Below are 19,041 nucleotides of genomic sequence, written 5' to 3' on the forward strand. Positions count from 1 at the left end.
GATCAAGATGGAATGGGAAGTTGTTATCGGGCTGGAAATCCATGCCCAGCTCGCCACACAAACAAAGATTTTTTCCGGTGCCAGCACCGCTTTTGGTGCTGAACCCAATACCCAGGCCTGTGCGGTCGATCTGGCGCTGCCAGGCATCCTGCCGGTACTTAACGAAAACGCCCTGCGTATGGCGGTAATGTTTGGCCTGGCGGTCAATGCCGACATAGGTAAGCGCTCTGTTTTTGATCGTAAAAATTATTTTTACCCGGACCTGCCCAAAGGCTATCAGACTACCCAATTGGCTGAACCGATTGTCGGCCCCGGCCATGTCGATATAGCGCTGGATGACGGCAGCACCCGTCGGGTACGTATCCACCATGCCCACCTGGAAGAGGATGCCGGCAAGTCGCTGCATGAAGATTTTCATGGCATGACCGGTATCGACCTGAACCGTGCGGGCACTCCCCTGGTCGAAATTGTATCTGAACCGGATATGCGCAGCGCTAAAGAAGCCTCGGCTTACGCCCGTAAAATTCACGCCATCATCACCACTCTGGGTATTTGCGATGGCAATATGGCCGAAGGCTCGATGCGTTGTGACTGCAACGTATCAATTCGCCCCAAGGGCCAGGAAGCCCTTGGCACGCGCACCGAGCTGAAAAACATCAACTCCTTCCGCTTTATTGAACGCGCTATCGATACCGAAGTGGCACGGCAAATCGATCTGATTGAAGACGGTGGCCGGGTTATACAGGAAACCCGTCTTTACGATCCGGATCGTAATGAAACCCGCAGTATGCGTTCCAAGGAAGAAGCCAACGACTACCGTTACTTCCCCTGCCCCGACCTACTGCCAGTGATTATTGACGACAGCTACATCGAGGCCATTCGCAACCAGCTACCGGAACTACCGGATGCACGTCGGGCACGTTTTGTCAGTGACTATGGCCTGTCGGCCTATGATGCCGCGGTACTATCCGCTTATCGCCAGCAGGCTGATTATTTTGAGCAGGTGGTTACCCTGACCAGTGATGCCAAACTCTCGGCAAACTGGGTAACTGGCGAATTGGCGCGCTTTCTCAATCAGCAAGACCTGGATATTAGCGCCTCACCAGTTTCAGCCGAGCAATTAGGCGGACTGATCAACCGCATCAAGGACGACACCATTACCGGTAAAATTGCCAAAACCGTGTTTGAGGTGATGTGGAGCGAAGGTGGCACAGCCGATAACATCATTGCGACGAAAGGTCTAAAGCAGGTCAATGACGCTGGGGCTATTGAAGCCATGATCGACCAGGTCATCGCTGAATGCACGCCGCAGGTAGAACAGTATATTGCTGCCGAACCGGACAAGCGCGGCAAAATGCTCGGCTTCTTTATGGGCCAGGTCATGAAGCTGACCCAAGGCAAAGCCAACCCGGGGCAGGTCCAGGGCGTGCTGAAGCAGAAACTGGATCAGCGCTGCTGATATAGACGCATGCATCCGCGGCATCTAGCGCCAAGGACAAAAAAACCGGATCAATGATCCGGTTTTTTTGCTTCTACATGTTCAGTAATAACTACCGATCAGTAATCACCACCGACCATATCAACCGGACGTGGCGTTGTTTTAGTACTAACAGGCAGTTTTGGATACATCACATCTGGGACGTCACCTGTTAAGGTACGCAGGAAGGCTGTGATTTTCTTCACTTCAGTGTCGTTCAGCTCGGTACCCAACTGAGCAACGCCCATGACGGCAACTGCTTCTTCCAGATCCCATACTGCACCTGAGTGGAAGTAAGGAGCCGTCAGCTCGATATTACGCAGAGGAGCCGCACGGAAGACATAATCATCGGTGGCCGTCTGAGTGACTTCAAAACGACCACGGTCACCCTCTGGCAGGATATCTGCGCCTGGACGAGTAATCAGACCAAATGGGAAGTAACCCTGTCCACCAAAGTTGACGCCGGAGTGACAGGCCGCACAGCCTTTATCCATGAACAGCGCCAAACCTTCTTTCTGCTCAGCATTCAGCGCATCGTCCTCACCATTGAGCCACAGGTCAAATGGTGAATTAGGGGTGATTAGCGTGGCTTCAAAGGCTTCAATGGCAACCGCCATATTATCAAACGTTACAGGATCAGCCTGTTCAGGGAAGGATGCCTTAAAACGATCGATGTATTCAGGCATACTGTTGAGTGTATCAACGACGCGCGCCGGAGTACTGCTCATTTCAACCCCGGCCTGGACCGGTCCTTTAGCCTGCTCTGCCAGGTCAGCCGCACGGCCATCCCAGAACTGAGCGGCATTGAATACCGCATTAAATACTGTCGGCGCGTTACGTGGCCCTTTCTGCCAGCCATGGCCAATGGATACAGGCAGATAATCATCACCACCAAAACCCACGTTATGGCAAGTATTGCAGCTGATCAAATGACTGGAAGACAGGCGCGGTTCGAAGAACAGCATCGCCCCTAACTCAACTTTTTCCGGTGTTAGCACATTACCTTCAATGACTGGCGCCTCCGTTGGAATGGCTTCAAACATTCCAACAGCGCGATCACGTAAGGCGTCAGCCATTGCCACCGAAGATGCCATAGACAGACAGATAGCTACTGATAATAGATTGATTTTACTTTTCATTTTGCCCCCTTTAACCCTGATTCAGGGTATTAAACTACCCGTAAGTCTAGCAGGGTTATAGGGTTTGCCAAATGAGCCAGTGAACAAAGTTCAATGGAAAAATTGATCTAGATCAACAAACGTGTCGGTATTTATTCACCTTCAGCCTGACTGAGACGGCTTCGCATTTGCGCTAGCGTAGCGACGTAATCAGGGGTATTAAAAATCGCCGATCCCGCTACAAAGGTGTCTGCTCCTGCTGCGGCGATCTGGCCAATATTGTCTACCGTCACCCCACCGTCTATCTCAAGGCGTATTGGGTAACCACTGGCATCTATTCGCTGCCTGGCTTCACGCAATTTATCCAGTGTTGACGGGATGAACTTTTGCCCACCGAAACCGGGGTTAACTGACATCAGCAGAATAATATCGACTTTATCCATCACATAATCGAGATAGTGCAGTGGGGTTGCAGGATTAAACACCAAGCCAGCCTTACAGCCGCCATCACGGATCAACTGCAATGAGCGATCAATATGTTCGGAAGCCTCTGGGTGAAAGGTGATCCAACTGGCACCGGCGTCAATAAAATCTCCGATCAGACGATCCACCGGCTTCACCATCAGATGCACATCAATCGGTGCACTGATACCATGTTTGCGCAACGCCTTACACACCATCGGTCCGATGGTCAGATTAGGTACATAATGATTATCCATGACATCGAAATGCACCACATCGGCACCGGCCGCCAACACGGCATTAACCTCATCCCCTAAACGCGCAAAATCGGCTGATAATATCGAAGGGGCTATCAGAAAGTCTGTCATAAAATTTCCTGGTCGTCAGTCTGTCAAATTTGCGTTATTGTACCGAATAAATGTGCATGCATCAGCTTTACCTTTTTGCGGGGCCTCATCCATACCATGAAGACATTTACCTCCTGCTTTTTGCTGGCAGCCGTGTTAGTGACCGGCCTGGTCAGTTTTCCGGGACAGGCTCAGGCAGACAGCATGACAGAACTACAAGCAGTCCTGCCGGCTGATACAGAAATACTGCTACTTGAGCAAGGTGATGACAGCTATCCGGCCCTATTGCAACAAGCCGAGCGCGCCGAAGCCTTTGGCGGCATCCTGATACTGACTGATACTGACAGCGGCAAACAATGGCTGGAACAGTCTCATGCACTACGCCTATACCTGGCTGAACACGGCTGGTGGACTCTTACCAGCCAGCTCCCACTGACGCCCCGCAGTCTCGCCGGTGCATCAGCACAAGCCATGGAAGAAGCACAGGCAATGCAAAAAACGCGGGTGCAACAACGTATTCAGCAAGGGCTACAGACACTGCGCGAGCGAGAGCAGGAGCGCCTGCTAATTCTTGCCATAGGTCGCAGCGCCGCTCAAGCAACCGATTATCTTCACCAGACCCCGGCTGAAAACAACACACGATTAATTCTGATCAATCCACGACCGGCAGATGATGCCCGCTGGGCTGAATTTCTACAGCAACTGAGTGAGTTAGAGATAACCCTTATCGACCTTTATGCCGAGCCCTACCCACCGGGCGAAGCCGCTATTCCGAATGCAAGAATGCGCCGCAATGCGGCCAGGCAAGCTGGATTAGAGGACTATCACCAAAGTAGCATAAAAACACCCTGGGCAGGCTGGCGTCAGGAAATGCCCTGGCTAACACGTCAAGTCCGGGGCAAGCTGATCACACACATTATCGAACCTGATCAACAGACCGCCGAACAGGCGATCACAGAAGAGAGCATAGATCAGCGCCCACCGGGTATTCGCCGTTAGCGAAACCCACGCGCTGTACGAATACGGTCATAGGCACTCTGAATCTCCTGAGTCCTTTCCTTGGCCAGTTGCATCATGGCTTCAGGCATACCGCGAGACACCAGTTTATCCGGATGGTGCTGGCTCATCAGTTTGCGCCAGGCCTTTTTGACTTCAGCATCCGTGGCTGATTCACTCACACCCAACACACCATAAGCCTCTGCCATTAAGGATTCATGTGATCGACCTGTTGCATGATCCCAATCACCGGCATGACGCGTAAAGGCTTGCGCTGCCTGAATACGCTCCATTACCGCCCGCATCTCAATGGGGCTGAATGCCAGCAAATGGCAAATTTCCTCGATCACTGATAACTCAGCGGCTGACATGTCGCCATCCGCCATAGCCACCTGTAACTGTAACTCCAGAAACATCAACTTCACCGGCAAACGATGCTTGAGTACCAAGGCCAGCGGTTTTAACACAGACTGCATGTCGAAATCAGCCTGTTTCCCCTGAGAGAAGTACTTCATTGCCAGCTGCCTGGCTTGCTCATTCAGCTGCATACGCGCCATGACTTCACGCGCGAAGTCGATCTCTGACTCAGTGACCCGACCATCCGCCTTGGCAATTTTTCCCATCACCGTAAAAGTGGCCCGAAAAAACAGTTGCTGTGGTGCAATTGCCTTAACTTTGTGCAAAGCCCGCTGCACAAAGTAGCCAATCAATCCACCGAATACGAGACCAAACAACCCTCCGGACACCAACCCAACCAGTCCACCCAACACCAAACCGGTTTTGTAACGGATAAATTCTTGCCCGGCTTTTTCACCCCAATGCTGACCACTCACTCTATTAATTCCTCACCTAGCTGCTGATCCAACTGATATAAACGCTCTGGAGTACCCACATCTGACCAACGGCCTGCATGATATACACCCCGTAAACGCTGGTTGGCAATCGCCTGTCTGAACAAGGGCGCCAAAGCAAAGCGTCCAGGTTGACAGGCGTCAAATAAACGTCCCTTCAGCACACTGATACCACTGAAGGTCAGAGAACGACCCTTTTCGGTCTGTAGATAACTGCGAGCATCCAGTTTAAAGTCGCCCTGCACATGCCAGTCTGGATTATCCACCATCAGCAACACGCCTAGATCTTGCTCTAACAAGGGCGTATCGATAAACAAGCGCAGATCCAGATCACAAAACACATCGGCATTGATGACCAGAAAGCGATCATCAGCATCTGTTATTAATTGGGGCAAGGCTTTCAGAATACCACCCCCGGTTTCCAAGGGTTCGGTTTCCGCTGAATAACTGATATCCAGTCCCCACGCCTGTCCATTCCCCAACTCAGCCTCCAGTTGCTCACCCAGCCAAGCATGATTGATAACCACCTGGGTAATACCTGACGCTGCCAGTCGCTCCAGATGCCAGACAATCAGTGCCTTACCACCGACTTTCAACAGCGGCTTGGGGGTGTGCAATGTCAGCGGACGCATACGTGTACCCAAGCCAGCCGCCAGGATCATCGCCTTCATATATACCACCGCTTACTCAGTGCACGACCTCGCAGTTCCGGCTGCTGATTAACAGCGGGAATAATCTCACTTTCTAACCAAGCAGCAAATTCAGCGAATTGCGGATAGCGCCGGGCACTCTGATACAAATTGCGCAGGGTTAGCGGAATATCCTGAAGATAGGCCGTTTTACCATCACGTAAACACAAGCGGGCAAAGATCCCGCAGACTTTGAGATGACGCTGCATCCCCATCCAGTCAAATGCCTGCTTGAAAGTATCCACACTCATCTGACTTGCCACTGGCGATTGCTGCTGAAACTGCACCACCCACTCAGCTACTTTCGCTTCTGGCCAGTGAATATAACTATCACGCAGCAATGAAACCAGGTCGTAGGTCAGCGCACCAGCAACCGCATCCTGAAAATCAATCACCCCGATTTGCGCATCCGGTAGCAACATCAAATTCCGCGAATGATAATCACGATGCACCGTAACCTGTGGTTGTGCCAGCACAGCGTCGACCAACAGTGATTCCACCCTGGCCAGCACACTGAATTGCGAATCAGACAATGAAAGCCCCAGCCAATGCTGTAAGAACCATTCACGAAACAAATGCATTTCCCGGCGCAACAAGGCCTCATCATAAGGCGGCAATGTTTGTGCAGGAATACACTGGATCTTATGCAGCTCAGAAAAAGCCAAACTGTATAAGCCATCAGCGCTTTCAGCGCTTAACGCCGAATAGAATAATTGATCACCAAAATCTTCAAGCAGCAGAAATCCTTGCTGCAGATCCTCCGCCAATAATTTTGGCACCCGTACACCGGCGGCAAGCCACTGCTGCGCTACAGCCACGAAAGGACGACAGTCCTCGTGCTCAGGCGGCGCATCCATGACGATAAAAGATTGCTTGTTAGCCTGCACCCTGAAGTAGCGTCGAAAACTGGCATCTCCAGCCACAGGCTCCAGTATAATTTGCGTATCAAGCCCAAAATCCGAGCCTAGCAGGTGTTCTGCCACCCAGTTTTTCAGCGCCAGCTGTCGCCTTCCCATTCGTTGTCCTCTAGCACTTGCCCTAGTTAATGCTTTATTATGCAGTGCTTAATAGTACTAGACTCACAGGCAGCAAGAAACTCTGCCTGATTCGCTACCGGACTGCGACCTGATGCCCTTTAAAAAACATAGCGCCTATCAATTGACCCTAGCCGTGGCTGCTATCCTGTGCGCACCCTTGGTGGCTGCGCAATCGGATGAGCGACTCTGGGTGTGTGACCTGCTGCCAAATGGCGAATGGGACTGTGAAGTTAATGAACTCCTGATGGATGCCCAGACAGGTGAATCTTCAGCGCCTGCGCTACGCAGCTCACCCGCACCAGCTCCTGCACCCGAGGTAACCTCCTCTCCCGTCAGCCCAGCAGCACCTGAAGAAAACGCAGTAACACCTGAGCCGGCCACTGTTCAGGCATACCCGTTAGCGCCCTCAACGCTGACAACAAATACCAGTCAGCCAGTTGCAGCCACAACCCAACCACAGGCAAGCAGCCGGGCTCGCTCTGCAGATGCATGGGATTGTATTGCCGGTGCCGATGGTAACTGGTCGTGTGCTCCGGGTAACGACCAGGCAGTTAGTGTTGCCGAACTGGGTCACTTCAACACCACCCCAGGAACTTCGGGGCTGTTGATCAATAATCCTTACGCTTATCTTGACTGGTACCCCTATTCCAGTGATGAACCTGCCTTATGCCGTGGGCGCTATGTAGAACCAGATATAGATTATTTACAAAGCGACCTACTACCTGGTGAAGAAGCCGTTTATGCCGAAGCCGATCTTTCCAGTGCTGACTTGCAAAGTGGTCTGGCACGTCTGACAGGCGGGGTTAAGCTGCAACAAGGAAGCCGTTTATTCACCAGCCGTTATGGTGAAGTCGATAATACAAGCAACACAGCCTTCCTTGAAGGTGATGTCACCTTCAGAGAGCCAGGACTACTTCTGGTTGGACAGCGTGCAGAAACCAACTTTGATACCGGTGTATCCAGCTTTTACTCCGCTGAATACATTTTGCACACAGAACACCTGCGTGGTTCAGCCTCTACAATCACTCGCTATGATGATAACCGCGTTCGCCTTGAATCAGGGGCCATCACTTACTGTGAACCGGGTAACAGCGACTGGTCAATTGGCTCTGGCGATATTGTACTCCACCCTGACAAAGGCTATGGAATTGCTACACACGCCACCTTCAGGGTAGCTGGAGTCCCAGTCTTTTATATGCCGTGGTTCCGCTTTCCAATCGATAACCGCCGTCAATCCGGCTTTCTCTACCCAACCTTTGGGGTTTCAAAAAGTGATGGGGTAGATTTCAGCATCCCTTATTACTTCAATATAGCGCCAAATCTGGACGATACCCTGACACTCCGCTATATCGAGAAGCGCGGAATGATGCTGGAAAATGAACTCAGGTACATGAATGACTGGTCTCATAATGTATTAAGCCTGGGTTACTTGTCTGGTGATAATAAGCTTGAGGATGAAAACCGATGGCTGGTGGGCTTTAACCATAACGGCGCCCCCAGTGAAGGCTGGAACAGCTATATCGACTATACCGAAGTCAGTGATAATGATTACTTTGCTGATCTCGGCACATCCCTGGAAGTCCAGCGTGAAGACCACCTGGATCAACGTGGACAACTGCGTTACCTGGGAAATGGCTGGCAATTTCTGGCCAACTTACATCAATACCAAACTATCAACGATAACGTATCGTCTCCCTACCAGCGTACACCACAACTTTTGCTGACCGGGAATGAACAACTGAGCCAACGCACCGCACTGAGCTATTCAGCAGAATATGTACGCTTTGAACGCGACCGTAAGGACTTCTTTATCGACCCTGAAGATATTCGCCGGACAGATGCTCAGCGTTTTCACTTCAGGCCATCCGTCAGTCATCGCAACAGCCTCCCCTGGGGCTTTATGAACTCCGAACTGACGCTCTGGCACAGCCAGTATGACTTCGATTTTCCAGACGGTGCTGATACCTCGGATATTCCCGATTCAGTCACCGCTGGCGTGGCTAGCATCGATTCCGGCCTCTACTTTGACAGAGACTTCACCTTTGCGTCCGGTAACTACTCGCAGTCACTTGAACCGCGCCTGATGCTTCTTCATGTGGAAAAAAATAACGAACAACCGACGCTTGATAGTTTCCGCTATTTTGATTCATCTCAGTTGAGCTTCAGTTACAACAACCTGTTTGATCGTTATGGCTGGAGTGGTAGTGATCGTGTGTCTGCCACCTCACAAGCGACACTGGGTGTTTCTTCGGCTCTCTATGATGAGCGTGGCGTTGAAAAAGCCCGTTTAGCCGTAGCTCAAGCCTACTATGCTAAAGACAGAGAAGGTAATGATCTGCGTCCTGGCGATATCAGTGGTGATGAATCCAGCTCCAACCTGGCACTGCTGGCACAGTGGAATATCACCCCAACATTACGCCTGCGCCATGATTCAGAAATTGACCGTGACAGCTTCAGCATGGAAGAGCAGAACTATCGACTAACCTGGCAGCCTGATGATGAAAACATGTTCTATTTCAGTTACCGTGACAGGGTTAACTCAGCCATTCCAGGGCGCGAAAGGACACGCCAATCGGATATAGCTTTCAGAAACCAGATCAATCCACAGTGGGGAGTCATTGGTCGCTGGCAGCATGATGTCGCTAATCGGCAGCGCCTGGATACGTTACTGGGCCTGGAATACGGAACCTGTTGCTGGAAAATGCGTCTGACTGCCAGGGAGTGGTTGAAATCCTCCAATATCCGCGCGTCCGAACCAGAATATGACCGCGGTGTGTTTTTCCAGGTAGTCCTTCGTGGCCTGGGTTCCTTTGGCGGCGACGGTGGTCGTAGTCTGATTGAAGAAATAACCGGCTTTAGAGAGAAAGATCATGATAACTTCTGATAAATGGCTGATCAGGTCACTATTGACCCTGGTGCTGACAACTTTGCTTTCAATGAACACCCAAGCACAGCAGCTGGACAGAATTATCGCCGTTGTAAACGACGATATCATTATGAAAAGTGAGCTGGATCTTCGTACTCAACTAATCAGTGAGCAGATCCAGATGCAGGGTGTGCAGGTCCCACCTGCTGACATACTGCGTCAGCAGGTTCTGGACCGTTTAATCCTCGACAGCCTGCAACTACAGATAGCCGAGGTACAAGGGTTGCGTATCTCTGATCGTCAATTAAATGAAACCCTGGAAGCCATCGCGGCTCAGAACAATCTGACTCTGCCTGAGTTTCGTGAAGCACTGATTGCCGAAGGGCAAAATTATGCACAGGCCCGAGAACAGATTCGTCGGGAGCTGCTGGTTAGCCAAGTTCAACAAAGTAATGTAAACCGCCGTATTCAGGTATCCGAACAGGAAATTCGTAATTTCCTGAATTCAGATGCCGCCCAACAGCAACGCCAGGCTGAATTTCTGCTGAGTAACATTCTGATTGCTCTCCCCTCTCAAGCCACACCCGATATGATTCAGGCAGCAGAACGCAAAGCACAGGAAATCTACGACACCTTGATGGCCGGTGCTGAATTTGCTGATACGGCTGTCTCTGTATCCAACGCTCCCAATGCCCTCAACGGTGGTGATCTGGGCTGGCGTGATCAGAATGAGCTACCGGAAACACTGGCAGCTGCTATTTCCAATTTGCAACCCGGCGACATCAGTCGCCCGATACGCACACCGGGTGGGTTTCACATCCTCCAGGTCAGAGAGCGCCGTGGTGGAGAGGTAACGCTGGTCGAACAGACGTTGGTCAGCCACATCCTGTTAACACCCAATGAAATTCGTTCAGAGCAGCAAACCCGTAACCTGGCATACGATCTGGTTACTCGTATCCGCGATGGCCAGCCCTTCGAAAACCTGGCTCGACGTTACAGTGATGATCCGGGCAGCGGATCACAGGGTGGAGATTTGGACTGGGCTCAAGAGGGTCAGATGGTACCGGAATTTGAACAGGTCATGGGCAGAACCCCGGTAGGCGAAGTATCCGAGCCGTTCGAATCACGCTTTGGCTGGCACATTCTCTGGGTCAGGGACCGCCGGACCCAGGATATGTCATCCACGATGATGGAAAACATGGCTCGCAACACCATCAGTCAACGTAAATATAATGAAGAGCTGGATAATTGGCTGCGCGAATTACGCTCACAAGCCTATGTTGAAATCCGGAATCCAGGATAAAACGCCCAGTGGATTTGCTACGTTTTGCACTGACTCCAGGTGAACCAGCGGGTATAGGTCCAGATCTGTGTGTGCAACTGGCGCAAATTGCCTGGCCACACCAGCTGATTGCCTTCGCCGACCCGCTACTACTGGAGGCTCGCGCCAAAGCGCTGGGTCAGGCCTTGCAACTGCACGTATGGCAGGGTGAGCAGGACAACAGATTGATGCCGCCTGGGGAACTGCTGGTTTACCCGGTGCCTATGTCTGTACCTGCCCAAGTTGGTACACCTGATGTCCGTAATGCAGCCTATGTGCTGGAAACGCTGACTCTCGCAACACAGCATTGCCAACAAGGTAAACTGGATGCGCTAATTACGGCACCCGTTCATAAAGGCATCATCAACGATGCCGGCATCCCCTTCACCGGACATACCGAATTTCTGGAAGCCCTGACCGGCACACCCAAAGTGGTGATGATGCTGGCCACCGAAGGATTAAAAGTTGCCCTGGCAACCACTCATCTGCCATTGAGAGCCGTAGCAGATGCTATTACCCGCCCGTTGCTAGAGCAAGTCATCACTATTTTGTTGCAGGATTTACGTCAGAAATTCGGTATTCCCCAGCCACGCTTGCTGGTTGCCGGACTTAACCCCCATGCGGGAGAAGGTGGTCACCTGGGCGATGAAGAACTGACAACAATTATTCCGGTATTGGATGCCTTTCGCCAACGTGGCGAGCAGATTCAGGGCCCCTTGCCAGCTGATACACTATTCAATCAGAAATACCTGAGCCAGGCTGACGCCGTACTGGCAATGTATCACGACCAAGGGTTACCGGTGCTGAAGTACAAGGGTTTTGGCCAAGCCGTCAACATTACCCTGGGGCTTCCGATCATCCGTACATCAGTTGATCATGGTACCGCATTTGACCTGGCCGGTAGCGGAAAAGCCGATACCGGCAGCCTGATTACTGCCATTAATTATGCTGCGCAGATGGCCTCGGCTCGTCGCTCAGCATCAAAAACAGCATAGGAACTCATGAGTAAAAAACCGGTAGGCCACAAAGCCCGTAAACGTTTCGGTCAGAATTTTCTTCAGGACCAGGGTGTTATCCACCGTATCATTCGCGCCATTTCTCCACGTCCCACTGATCATTTAGTTGAAATCGGACCCGGTCTAGGGGCTCTGACAGAAGAGATCCTCAATGCCGCCGGTGGTCTGGATGCCATTGAACTGGATCGTGATCTGGTACCTATTCTGCGCACTAAATTCTTTAATTACGGTGAGCACTTTCGTGTTCATCAAGCCGATGCGATGAAATTCGACTACACCTCGCTGTGTGAAGACCAGCAGCCACTGCGCATCGTCGGCAACCTGCCTTACAATATTTCCACACAGCTGATTTTTCACCTGCTAAGCTACAATGAGCAGATCGCCGATATGCACTTTATGCTGCAGAAAGAGGTAGTAGAGCGGCTCGCAGCCAAGGCTGGTGAAAAGCACTATGGTCGGCTAAGCCTCATGGCACAGTATTATTGCCAGGTTGAAAATTTATTTCTGGTACCCCCAGAAGCCTTTAACCCGGTGCCTAAGGTAGATTCAGCCATAGTACGCCTAACGCCCCATAAGCAGTTACCCTTGGTAGCCAAAGATGTGGATCTGTTACAGTCTGTGGTTAAAACGGCCTTTAATCAGCGCCGTAAAACTTTGCGTAACAACCTGAAAGACCTGATCAGTGCTGACGCACTCGAATCACTTGAGATTAATCCGGGAGAGCGTCCCGAACGCCTGACACTGCAGGAGTTTATCCGTATCAGTGACTTTCTACATGAACAAAAAAAGGAATAACCAGCGTTTATGAATAGTAAATCTATGGGTGAAAACATGCACATCAGTATCGATACGGCTTATCTGTATGAGCAATCTGATCCGGATGCTCACCGTTATGTTTTTTCCTACCACATCACCATCACCAACCAGAACCCGGTTCCGGTTCAGTTGATCAGCCGCCGCTGGGTCATCACTGATGGTAATGAACAGATACAGGAAGTCACTGGCGAAGGCGTGGTCGGTGAGCAGCCCACTATCGAGCCTGGCCAAAGCTATAGCTACACCAGCGGAACAGTACTTCCCACCGAGGTCGGCAGTATGCAGGGGCATTATTGTATGATGACCGATGAAACAGGTGAATTTATCGCTCCGATTCCAGCCTTCACCCTGGCACTGCCGAATGCATTACATTGAAACTTACTGAACACTAGCCGAGTATTGCTATACTCGGCTCCTGATCATTAAATAACAGAGACCGGCTATGGATTTTGCATCATTACTAGGGATTATTTCAGGCTTCGCCCTGATCATTATTGCCATTTTCCTGGGCGGTAACCCAGATGTTTTTGTCAATATTCCAGGCCTGATGATTGTAGCCGGCGGTACCATTGCGGCTACTTTGCTCACCGTACAATTTAAAGATGTTCTGAATGCCTTCCGTGCCGCCTGGTTCGTATTCACTCGGGACAAAACCAATGCGCAGGAAATGATCGACACCATGCTGGAGCTGAGCCGCATCAGCCACCGCCATGGCCTGTTAATGCTCGGTGATATAGAAACCAACTCCCGTGTCTTGCAACGCGCTGCCAACCTGCTGGCAGAAGCCGCCTCCGAGCAGGTTATTCGCAACACCCTGCAAAATGAAATCGACTCCTTGATAGGTCGACACTTCACGGTACAGGATGTTTTCCGCAAGATGGCCATGTATGCCCCTGCGTTTGGCATGCTGGGTACATTGATCGGTCTGATTCAGATGCTCAGCGCCCTTCAGGATCCGGAAACCATCGGGCCGGCTATGGCCATTGCGCTATTAACCACTTTCTATGGATCGCTTCTGGCTACCGTGGTATTTCTACCCATTGCTGGAAAACTGCGCGCCAGAACACTCGCTGAAGTGACCAACCTGGAGATCATCCGGGAAGGCTGTATCAGCATTCTAACCAATGATCACTATGCACATGTGTATGAGCAATTGTCTTCTTATCTACCAGAAGCATCACGCAAACCGCTACGTGCAGGCAAGCAGAACAAAGCACAGGAGCCAGCCAAAACAGCGGATAAAGCCAAGCCGCAGGATAAAAAGGCATGAACCGCAAACAGCAGCTACTGGATGAGAATGAAGGTCCTGGTTGGATTACCACCTTTGCTGATCTGATGACGCTGCTACTGGTATTTTTTGTACTGCTATTTTCCATGTCCAGTGTCGAACACGAAGCCTTCGAAGAAGCGGCCAAATCGCTGAATATCGCCCTGTCACGTGATTCTGCGCCCGCCAGCCTGATCCCGTTACTGGAACCTGCAGCCGAAACTACCCGTATTCCCGATCTTAATGATCCAGCAATCATCAACCGTGATGCCGAACTAGCCGATCAGATGCGTTTCCAGCAAGCCTTGGTTGATGCCATCAATGTCGAACTCGAAGAGATCGTCGCTGATATCGAAGGGTCTCTTGCCGAAAAAGACATGGGCAGTTGGGTTGAAATCGGCTCGCCACTGGATGGTAAACTCAACCTAAAGGTCAATGCAGCCGTGATGTTTGAGCCTGGCTCTGTGGAGATTCGACGTTCAATGATGCCACTACTAGACAGCGTTCTTGAAGTTGTATTGGATAACCCCGGCTTCAAACTCGAAATTCATGGGCACACCGATGATCAGCCTGTCGATAGCGAACGCTTCCCGTCCAACTGGGAACTATCCGCCTTTCGCGCCACAGCTGTGCTACGCTTTCTTATTGAAGGAGGGTTGTCACCACAGCGTGTTGTTGCCAGCGGATACGGTGACTCTATGCCGTTGCTACCCAATACATCTGAAGACAACAGAGCAGCAAATCGACGCCTAGAATTTGTCCTTGAACGGACGGAGTTACCACGATGAAACCACTGATTTCGTTTCCAGGAATACAAGACCGTGGCCGCCGAGCCTTTCGGATGACCCCTGTACAGGATGATCCGGTCAGCCTGCGCGTTAATGGTGACCTGGTCGACCTGGAAGACCTGTCAGCCAACGGCGTAGCGTTTATCAGTGAACATGAGCTTAAATCCGGACGTTACGATGCGCAGCTTAACTTCACACTGGATGAGCAGGATTTCACCATTTTTTGCAAAGTGGATCTGATTCGGACGCACACAGGTAGTTATGGCGGCGAACTGCAAGAGATGAGTAGCATGGATGAACGCCTGTTATCCCGTTTTATTCTGGAATGCCAAAAACAGGCGATTTTGCGCCAGAGAGCAGAATAGTGTTGCGTGTGCGTAATAAACCCTTGACAGCAAAAGCTCTTCTCTGTAATATTCGTCCCACGTTGATGCGGGGTGGAGCAGTCTGGTAGCTCGTCGGGCTCATAACCCGAAGGTCATAGGTTCAAATCCTGTCCCCGCTACCAAATTTTAAGAAGGCAGATCAGTAACTTACTGATCTGCTTTTTTTGTTTTATAGACTTTTATTTATTCCTCCTGATTGATCAATGACAGCTTTATGTCACAATCCATTGTCATAGTTTTCGGCAGATGCAAAATCCTTATAGAGTGCTTCTACGACAAGGTGTATTTGCTTTGACTCACTGTGCATATAGGGAAGCCAAATTTAATCTGTCCGAAAACGAGCCACGAGCTCACGCAGCGAAGCACTTAATTCACTTTGCTGACGTGCGTAACCTTCAACATCCTGTGCTTGAACAGAAACCTGGTTGATCGACTCATTAATAGAAACAACATTCTTATTAATATCTTCTGTCACCAAGTGCTGCTCCTCCGTAGCACTTGCCGTCGCTATCGTCATATCACGAATACTTTCGACAGAGTTCTCAATACTTTCAAAGGCACTAAGTGCCTCTTGTGACAACCGAGTAGCCTCCTGAGATTCATCCAGGCTCCGATTCATTACAGTGGTCACTTCACGAATACGGCTAACCAGCATGTTCAATATATGATTAATCTGTTCAGTAGAATCGTGCGAACGTTTGGCAAGACTTCTGACTTCATCAGCCACTACGGCAAAGCCACGTCCCTGATCACCCGCACGAGCAGCTTCAATGGCGGCATTCAACGCCAGTAAGTTGGTCTGTTCAGCAATTTGCTGGATGGTGGTCAAAATATTATTAATATTGTCAGTTTCTTGTTCTAGCTCCTGGATAACCTGACTTGAAGCTTCAATACTTTTACCTAACTGATTAACACTGGAAGCGCTGCGGTTAATAACGGCCTTACCCTCTCGAGTCATACTCAAGCCGTGCTCTGATACCTCAGCTGTACGTACACTATTCCGGGCTACATCATTGGCAGCCGAGGACATTTGCGTAATGGCTGTTACAATCAATTCAACAGACTGCAACTGCTGCTGTAACAGCGCCGTCATCGCCGCTGTTTCCTGGCTGGTATGATCTGAAACATCATGGATAGTCAGTGCGCTCTCCTTAATGGAACGAACCATAGTTTGCGTCGACTCAATAAACTGGTTAAACCACTTAGCCAGCTCACCTGTCTCGTCTTGGCTGACAACCTCTAATCTATGGGTTAAATTACCCTCACCCTGAGCAATAGTCTTTAAACCATCTTTAACCAGGTTAATGGGCGAGCTGATACGCCTGGCAATCAACACGCCGACAATACTAAATATCAAAATAACCAGAATGCTAGTCATTACAGTTTGCCAAATCAGACGTGACGCACTGGCAAATATCTCAGCATTTTGTTTAAAGCCGATCAATTTCCAACCCAGTGTTGGTGATGTATAGACATTGGCCATATAGTCGACACCATCAATTTTGACTTCAATCACACCATTTTCAGTGGATGACAAGGCTTGGTAGTAAGGATCTGACAGGTCAGAGACTTTTTTGAAACTATTTTCTGATTTAAGACCATCAACCAGTATAGTACCGTTGCCTTCAAGCAACATAAAGAACCCGGTCTCGCCAAAACGCAGTTTTTGGGTCATATCTGTGAGTGATTTAAGCGAAACATCAATGGCAACAACACCACCGAATTTTCCTTCAGCATCTTTAAATCCTTTAAGTACAGACACAAAAACAGCATCCACAGGTTCCCAGTAATAGCTATCACGACGTGATACCTCATAACTCGCACTTTGACCAATTGTAAACCAGGGACGATTACGAGGATCCCAGTCGGCATAATCATCTGTTCCGGGCCACTCAATATAACCACCCTCAACATCGGACATATACACATAACCATAAGAAGGATTGTTATTACCGATACTTGAAAAATACTCAAAAATCCTGCGTTCTTCTCCACCCTTTGCCCGAGCTGTTTCTGAAGGCTTTTTTCCCGAACCAAAGTAAGTGCTGATGCCAATACTCTTGACTGCTTTGAGTGCAGGATAGTCTGCAACCGCCGCGACATTTTGCTCAACCTGATTGAAAAATGTCACAAAAGTATTTTCCGCAAGCTGCATGTCTAAACGGCTCGTTTCTATAAACGCTTCGCGTGCTTGGTTAGCTACATTGTGTATTGTCAGTGCTGAAACAATTAGTACAGGAAATAAAGCCGTCAGTAAAAAAGCGATAAGCAGCTTAGATTTTATTTTCATTTATAAGCGCCTGTGCATGAGAAATAATAATATCTACCTATAGTAAACTAACAGAATGTTACAAGTTTACTATTCCAGTTTCCACGTAACTCGTTCTATTTACGACACTGACATACCAATTGGATTCTTGAACACAGGCGTATTTCTGTTTGATCAGTAAGCCGCACTCCTCGCCCTGTTATGCGCGTTACCGCACTGACCTAAGCTACACAGCATTCTATCTTATAGTCTTGGTGGTTCTATAAGCTGGCACGTCGTCAGAAGAGCATCACCCCGTAGAGGTCAACATGACAACTTCCGAAAACGCTATGAACAGCCTTTCCGCTCAATGGAAACAGCATATGGGTGCGGCCAAAATTGCCTGGGGCAAACTCACTGATGATCAGTTGATGGAAACTGCAGGGCATCACCAGAAGCTGGTTGGCCTGATAGAAGAGCAGTACAACATCACTCGTGAAGAAGCCGAGAAACAAGTAAAACTGTTCACTGAGACACATATTCGCTAACAATCACTTACCCATAGCTCTATTTACAACTAGCGAATTTTTTACAAAAGCGAGCTTTATCATGGTGAGATTAGAATTTTCAATTGAACTGGCGTATGAGGTTTTAGATGATGCATGTGAATTTGTGTTCAATTTTCACCCAGCCATTACACAGTGTCGCCATCTGGAGAGAGATCAAAGCCAGCCTGGAAAAAATCTACGTAATGGCCGAGGTGCCAAGCTATGAAGGATGCACACTCATCTCAGGACAAAACTGATGAGAAGGATGACATAGAGAACATTACCAGCATTCTAAAGAATTTATTGACTGATATGCTGAACCTTATCGTGATAGAGACAAAGCTGTTCGGCCATACCTTGCTGACGATGATAGGACTCAGCCTGGTGCTAGCGATGCTACTGGTTAGGTGGGTGGCTGTTCCTGGTGCAGCGGTGGTGATAGCACTGGCCAGCCTGCAGGCCTTCAGCCTGACTAGCGCCTTACGTTGATCAACCTGGTACTAGCCCTGCTGGCCTGCTGGCCTGCTGGCCTGCTGGCGGCTGCGATACATTACCCGAGATCTGAAGTTTCGTCAGAGCTGTGCAAGCGTAAACAGCTTGATTACTCAGGCCCGGACTGTCGTTGAAACTGCAACCCAGTGAGCAGGTCAGTAAACTGGTACGAGCTGAGGAGGCTAGAGACAATCTGAAGGGATCTCATCTGGAGTCATTGCTCGAACCCAGATAATATTTATTTGTTATAAGCTTATTCCATTTAAGAACTGATCTGCTATATTAGATTTTCCGCAACAATAAATAGCAGCCGATG

Annotated in this window: 18 protein-coding genes and 1 tRNA gene; 13 read left to right on the forward strand and 6 right to left on the reverse strand. The window is 49.8% G+C overall.

Features of this window, described 5'->3' with window-relative positions; translation table 11 throughout:
• Positions 1–7: 7 nt before the first annotated feature.
• Positions 8–1,459, forward strand: coding sequence for an Asp-tRNA(Asn)/Glu-tRNA(Gln) amidotransferase subunit GatB (gene gatB / locus ACN0R1_RS01615; RefSeq protein WP_417579231.1), 1,452 nt, complete (start codon positions 8–10; stop codon positions 1,457–1,459).
• Positions 1,460–1,557: 98 nt separating this feature from the next.
• On the opposite strand, the gene ACN0R1_RS01620 is transcribed toward gatB, so the two are convergent.
• Together ACN0R1_RS01620 and rpe are read right to left on the reverse strand one after the other, a co-directional pair.
• Complete coding sequence (locus tag ACN0R1_RS01620; protein ID WP_417579233.1) at positions 1,558–2,616, reverse strand: cytochrome-c peroxidase; 1,059 nt, start codon at positions 2,614–2,616, stop codon at positions 1,558–1,560.
• A 131-nt stretch (positions 2,617–2,747) separates the two neighbouring features.
• Positions 2,748–3,425, reverse strand: coding sequence for a ribulose-phosphate 3-epimerase (gene rpe, locus ACN0R1_RS01625; RefSeq protein WP_417579235.1), 678 nt, complete (start codon positions 3,423–3,425; stop codon positions 2,748–2,750).
• 96 nt (positions 3,426–3,521) lie between these two features.
• Between rpe and ACN0R1_RS01630 the strand changes: the two genes are divergently transcribed.
• Complete coding sequence (locus ACN0R1_RS01630) at positions 3,522–4,403, forward strand: DUF3530 family protein (protein ID WP_417579237.1); 882 nt, start codon at positions 3,522–3,524, stop codon at positions 4,401–4,403.
• Here ACN0R1_RS01630 and djlA read toward each other — a convergent pair.
• Genes djlA through ACN0R1_RS01645 form a run of 3 tightly spaced genes read right to left on the reverse strand, consistent with a single transcriptional unit; the run spans position 4,400 to position 6,956 of the window.
• A complete protein-coding gene (gene djlA, locus ACN0R1_RS01635) occupies positions 4,400–5,233 on the reverse strand; it encodes a co-chaperone DjlA (protein ID WP_417579239.1) in 834 nt (277 codons plus the stop codon). The two genes, ACN0R1_RS01630 and djlA, sit on opposite strands and share 4 nt — an antisense overlap.
• Positions 5,230–5,922, reverse strand: coding sequence for an N-acetylmuramate alpha-1-phosphate uridylyltransferase MurU (murU, locus tag ACN0R1_RS01640; RefSeq protein WP_417579241.1), 693 nt, complete (start codon positions 5,920–5,922; stop codon positions 5,230–5,232). The genes djlA and murU overlap by 4 nt, the downstream gene beginning before the upstream one ends.
• Positions 5,919–6,956: an aminoglycoside phosphotransferase family protein gene (locus tag ACN0R1_RS01645; RefSeq protein ID WP_417579243.1), complete on the reverse strand. Its 1,038-nt coding sequence runs from the start codon at positions 6,954–6,956 to the stop codon at positions 5,919–5,921. Before ACN0R1_RS01645 ends, murU begins: the two co-directional genes overlap by 4 nt.
• A gap of 112 nt (positions 6,957–7,068) precedes the next feature.
• On the opposite strand from ACN0R1_RS01645, the gene lptD reads away from it, so the two are divergent.
• From lptD to ACN0R1_RS01690, 9 genes are all read left to right on the forward strand, one after another.
• Positions 7,069–9,861, forward strand: a complete 2,793-nt coding sequence (lptD, locus tag ACN0R1_RS01650; protein WP_417579245.1) for an LPS assembly protein LptD — start codon at positions 7,069–7,071, stop codon at positions 9,859–9,861.
• A complete protein-coding gene (locus ACN0R1_RS01655) occupies positions 9,848–11,146 on the forward strand; it encodes a peptidylprolyl isomerase (protein ID WP_417579247.1) in 1,299 nt (432 codons plus the stop codon). Before lptD ends, ACN0R1_RS01655 begins: the two co-directional genes overlap by 14 nt.
• Positions 11,147–11,154: 8 nt before the next feature.
• Complete coding sequence (gene pdxA / locus ACN0R1_RS01660) at positions 11,155–12,159, forward strand: 4-hydroxythreonine-4-phosphate dehydrogenase PdxA (RefSeq protein WP_417579249.1); 1,005 nt, start codon at positions 11,155–11,157, stop codon at positions 12,157–12,159.
• Between the two features lie 6 nt (positions 12,160–12,165).
• Positions 12,166–12,975, forward strand: coding sequence for a 16S rRNA (adenine(1518)-N(6)/adenine(1519)-N(6))-dimethyltransferase RsmA (gene rsmA, locus ACN0R1_RS01665; protein ID WP_417579251.1), 810 nt, complete (start codon positions 12,166–12,168; stop codon positions 12,973–12,975).
• A gap of 9 nt (positions 12,976–12,984) precedes the next feature.
• Positions 12,985–13,371 carry a Co2+/Mg2+ efflux protein ApaG gene (gene apaG / locus ACN0R1_RS01670; RefSeq protein WP_417579253.1) on the forward strand — a complete coding sequence of 129 codons (387 nt, stop codon included), beginning with the start codon at positions 12,985–12,987 and terminating at the stop codon, positions 13,369–13,371.
• Between the two features lie 67 nt (positions 13,372–13,438).
• Positions 13,439–14,266 carry a motility protein A gene (locus ACN0R1_RS01675; RefSeq protein WP_417579255.1) on the forward strand — a complete coding sequence of 276 codons (828 nt, stop codon included), beginning with the start codon at positions 13,439–13,441 and terminating at the stop codon, positions 14,264–14,266.
• Positions 14,263–15,051, forward strand: a complete 789-nt coding sequence (locus tag ACN0R1_RS01680; RefSeq protein ID WP_417579257.1) for an OmpA/MotB family protein — start codon at positions 14,263–14,265, stop codon at positions 15,049–15,051. The genes ACN0R1_RS01675 and ACN0R1_RS01680 overlap by 4 nt, the downstream gene beginning before the upstream one ends.
• Positions 15,048–15,416, forward strand: a complete 369-nt coding sequence (locus ACN0R1_RS01685; RefSeq protein ID WP_417579259.1) for a PilZ domain-containing protein — start codon at positions 15,048–15,050, stop codon at positions 15,414–15,416. The genes ACN0R1_RS01680 and ACN0R1_RS01685 overlap by 4 nt, the downstream gene beginning before the upstream one ends.
• Before the next feature lie 66 nt (positions 15,417–15,482).
• Positions 15,483–15,559, forward strand: a tRNA-Met gene (locus ACN0R1_RS01690).
• Between the two features lie 200 nt (positions 15,560–15,759).
• On the opposite strand, the gene ACN0R1_RS01695 is transcribed toward ACN0R1_RS01690, so the two are convergent.
• A complete protein-coding gene (locus ACN0R1_RS01695; protein ID WP_417579261.1) occupies positions 15,760–17,727 on the reverse strand; it encodes a methyl-accepting chemotaxis protein in 1,968 nt (655 codons plus the stop codon).
• A gap of 287 nt (positions 17,728–18,014) precedes the next feature.
• Between ACN0R1_RS01695 and ACN0R1_RS01700 the strand changes: the two genes are divergently transcribed.
• Both ACN0R1_RS01700 and ACN0R1_RS01705 read left to right on the forward strand, forming a co-directional pair.
• Complete coding sequence (locus ACN0R1_RS01700; protein ID WP_417579263.1) at positions 18,015–18,233, forward strand: CsbD family protein; 219 nt, start codon at positions 18,015–18,017, stop codon at positions 18,231–18,233.
• 222 nt (positions 18,234–18,455) lie between these two features.
• Complete coding sequence (locus ACN0R1_RS01705) at positions 18,456–18,722, forward strand: hypothetical protein (protein ID WP_417579265.1); 267 nt, start codon at positions 18,456–18,458, stop codon at positions 18,720–18,722.
• The last annotated feature ends 319 nt before the right edge of the window (positions 18,723–19,041 follow it).

Origin of the sequence: Nitrincola sp. (assembly GCF_048264025.1) — a bacterium.
GTDB lineage: Bacteria > Pseudomonadota > Gammaproteobacteria > Pseudomonadales > Balneatricaceae > Nitrincola.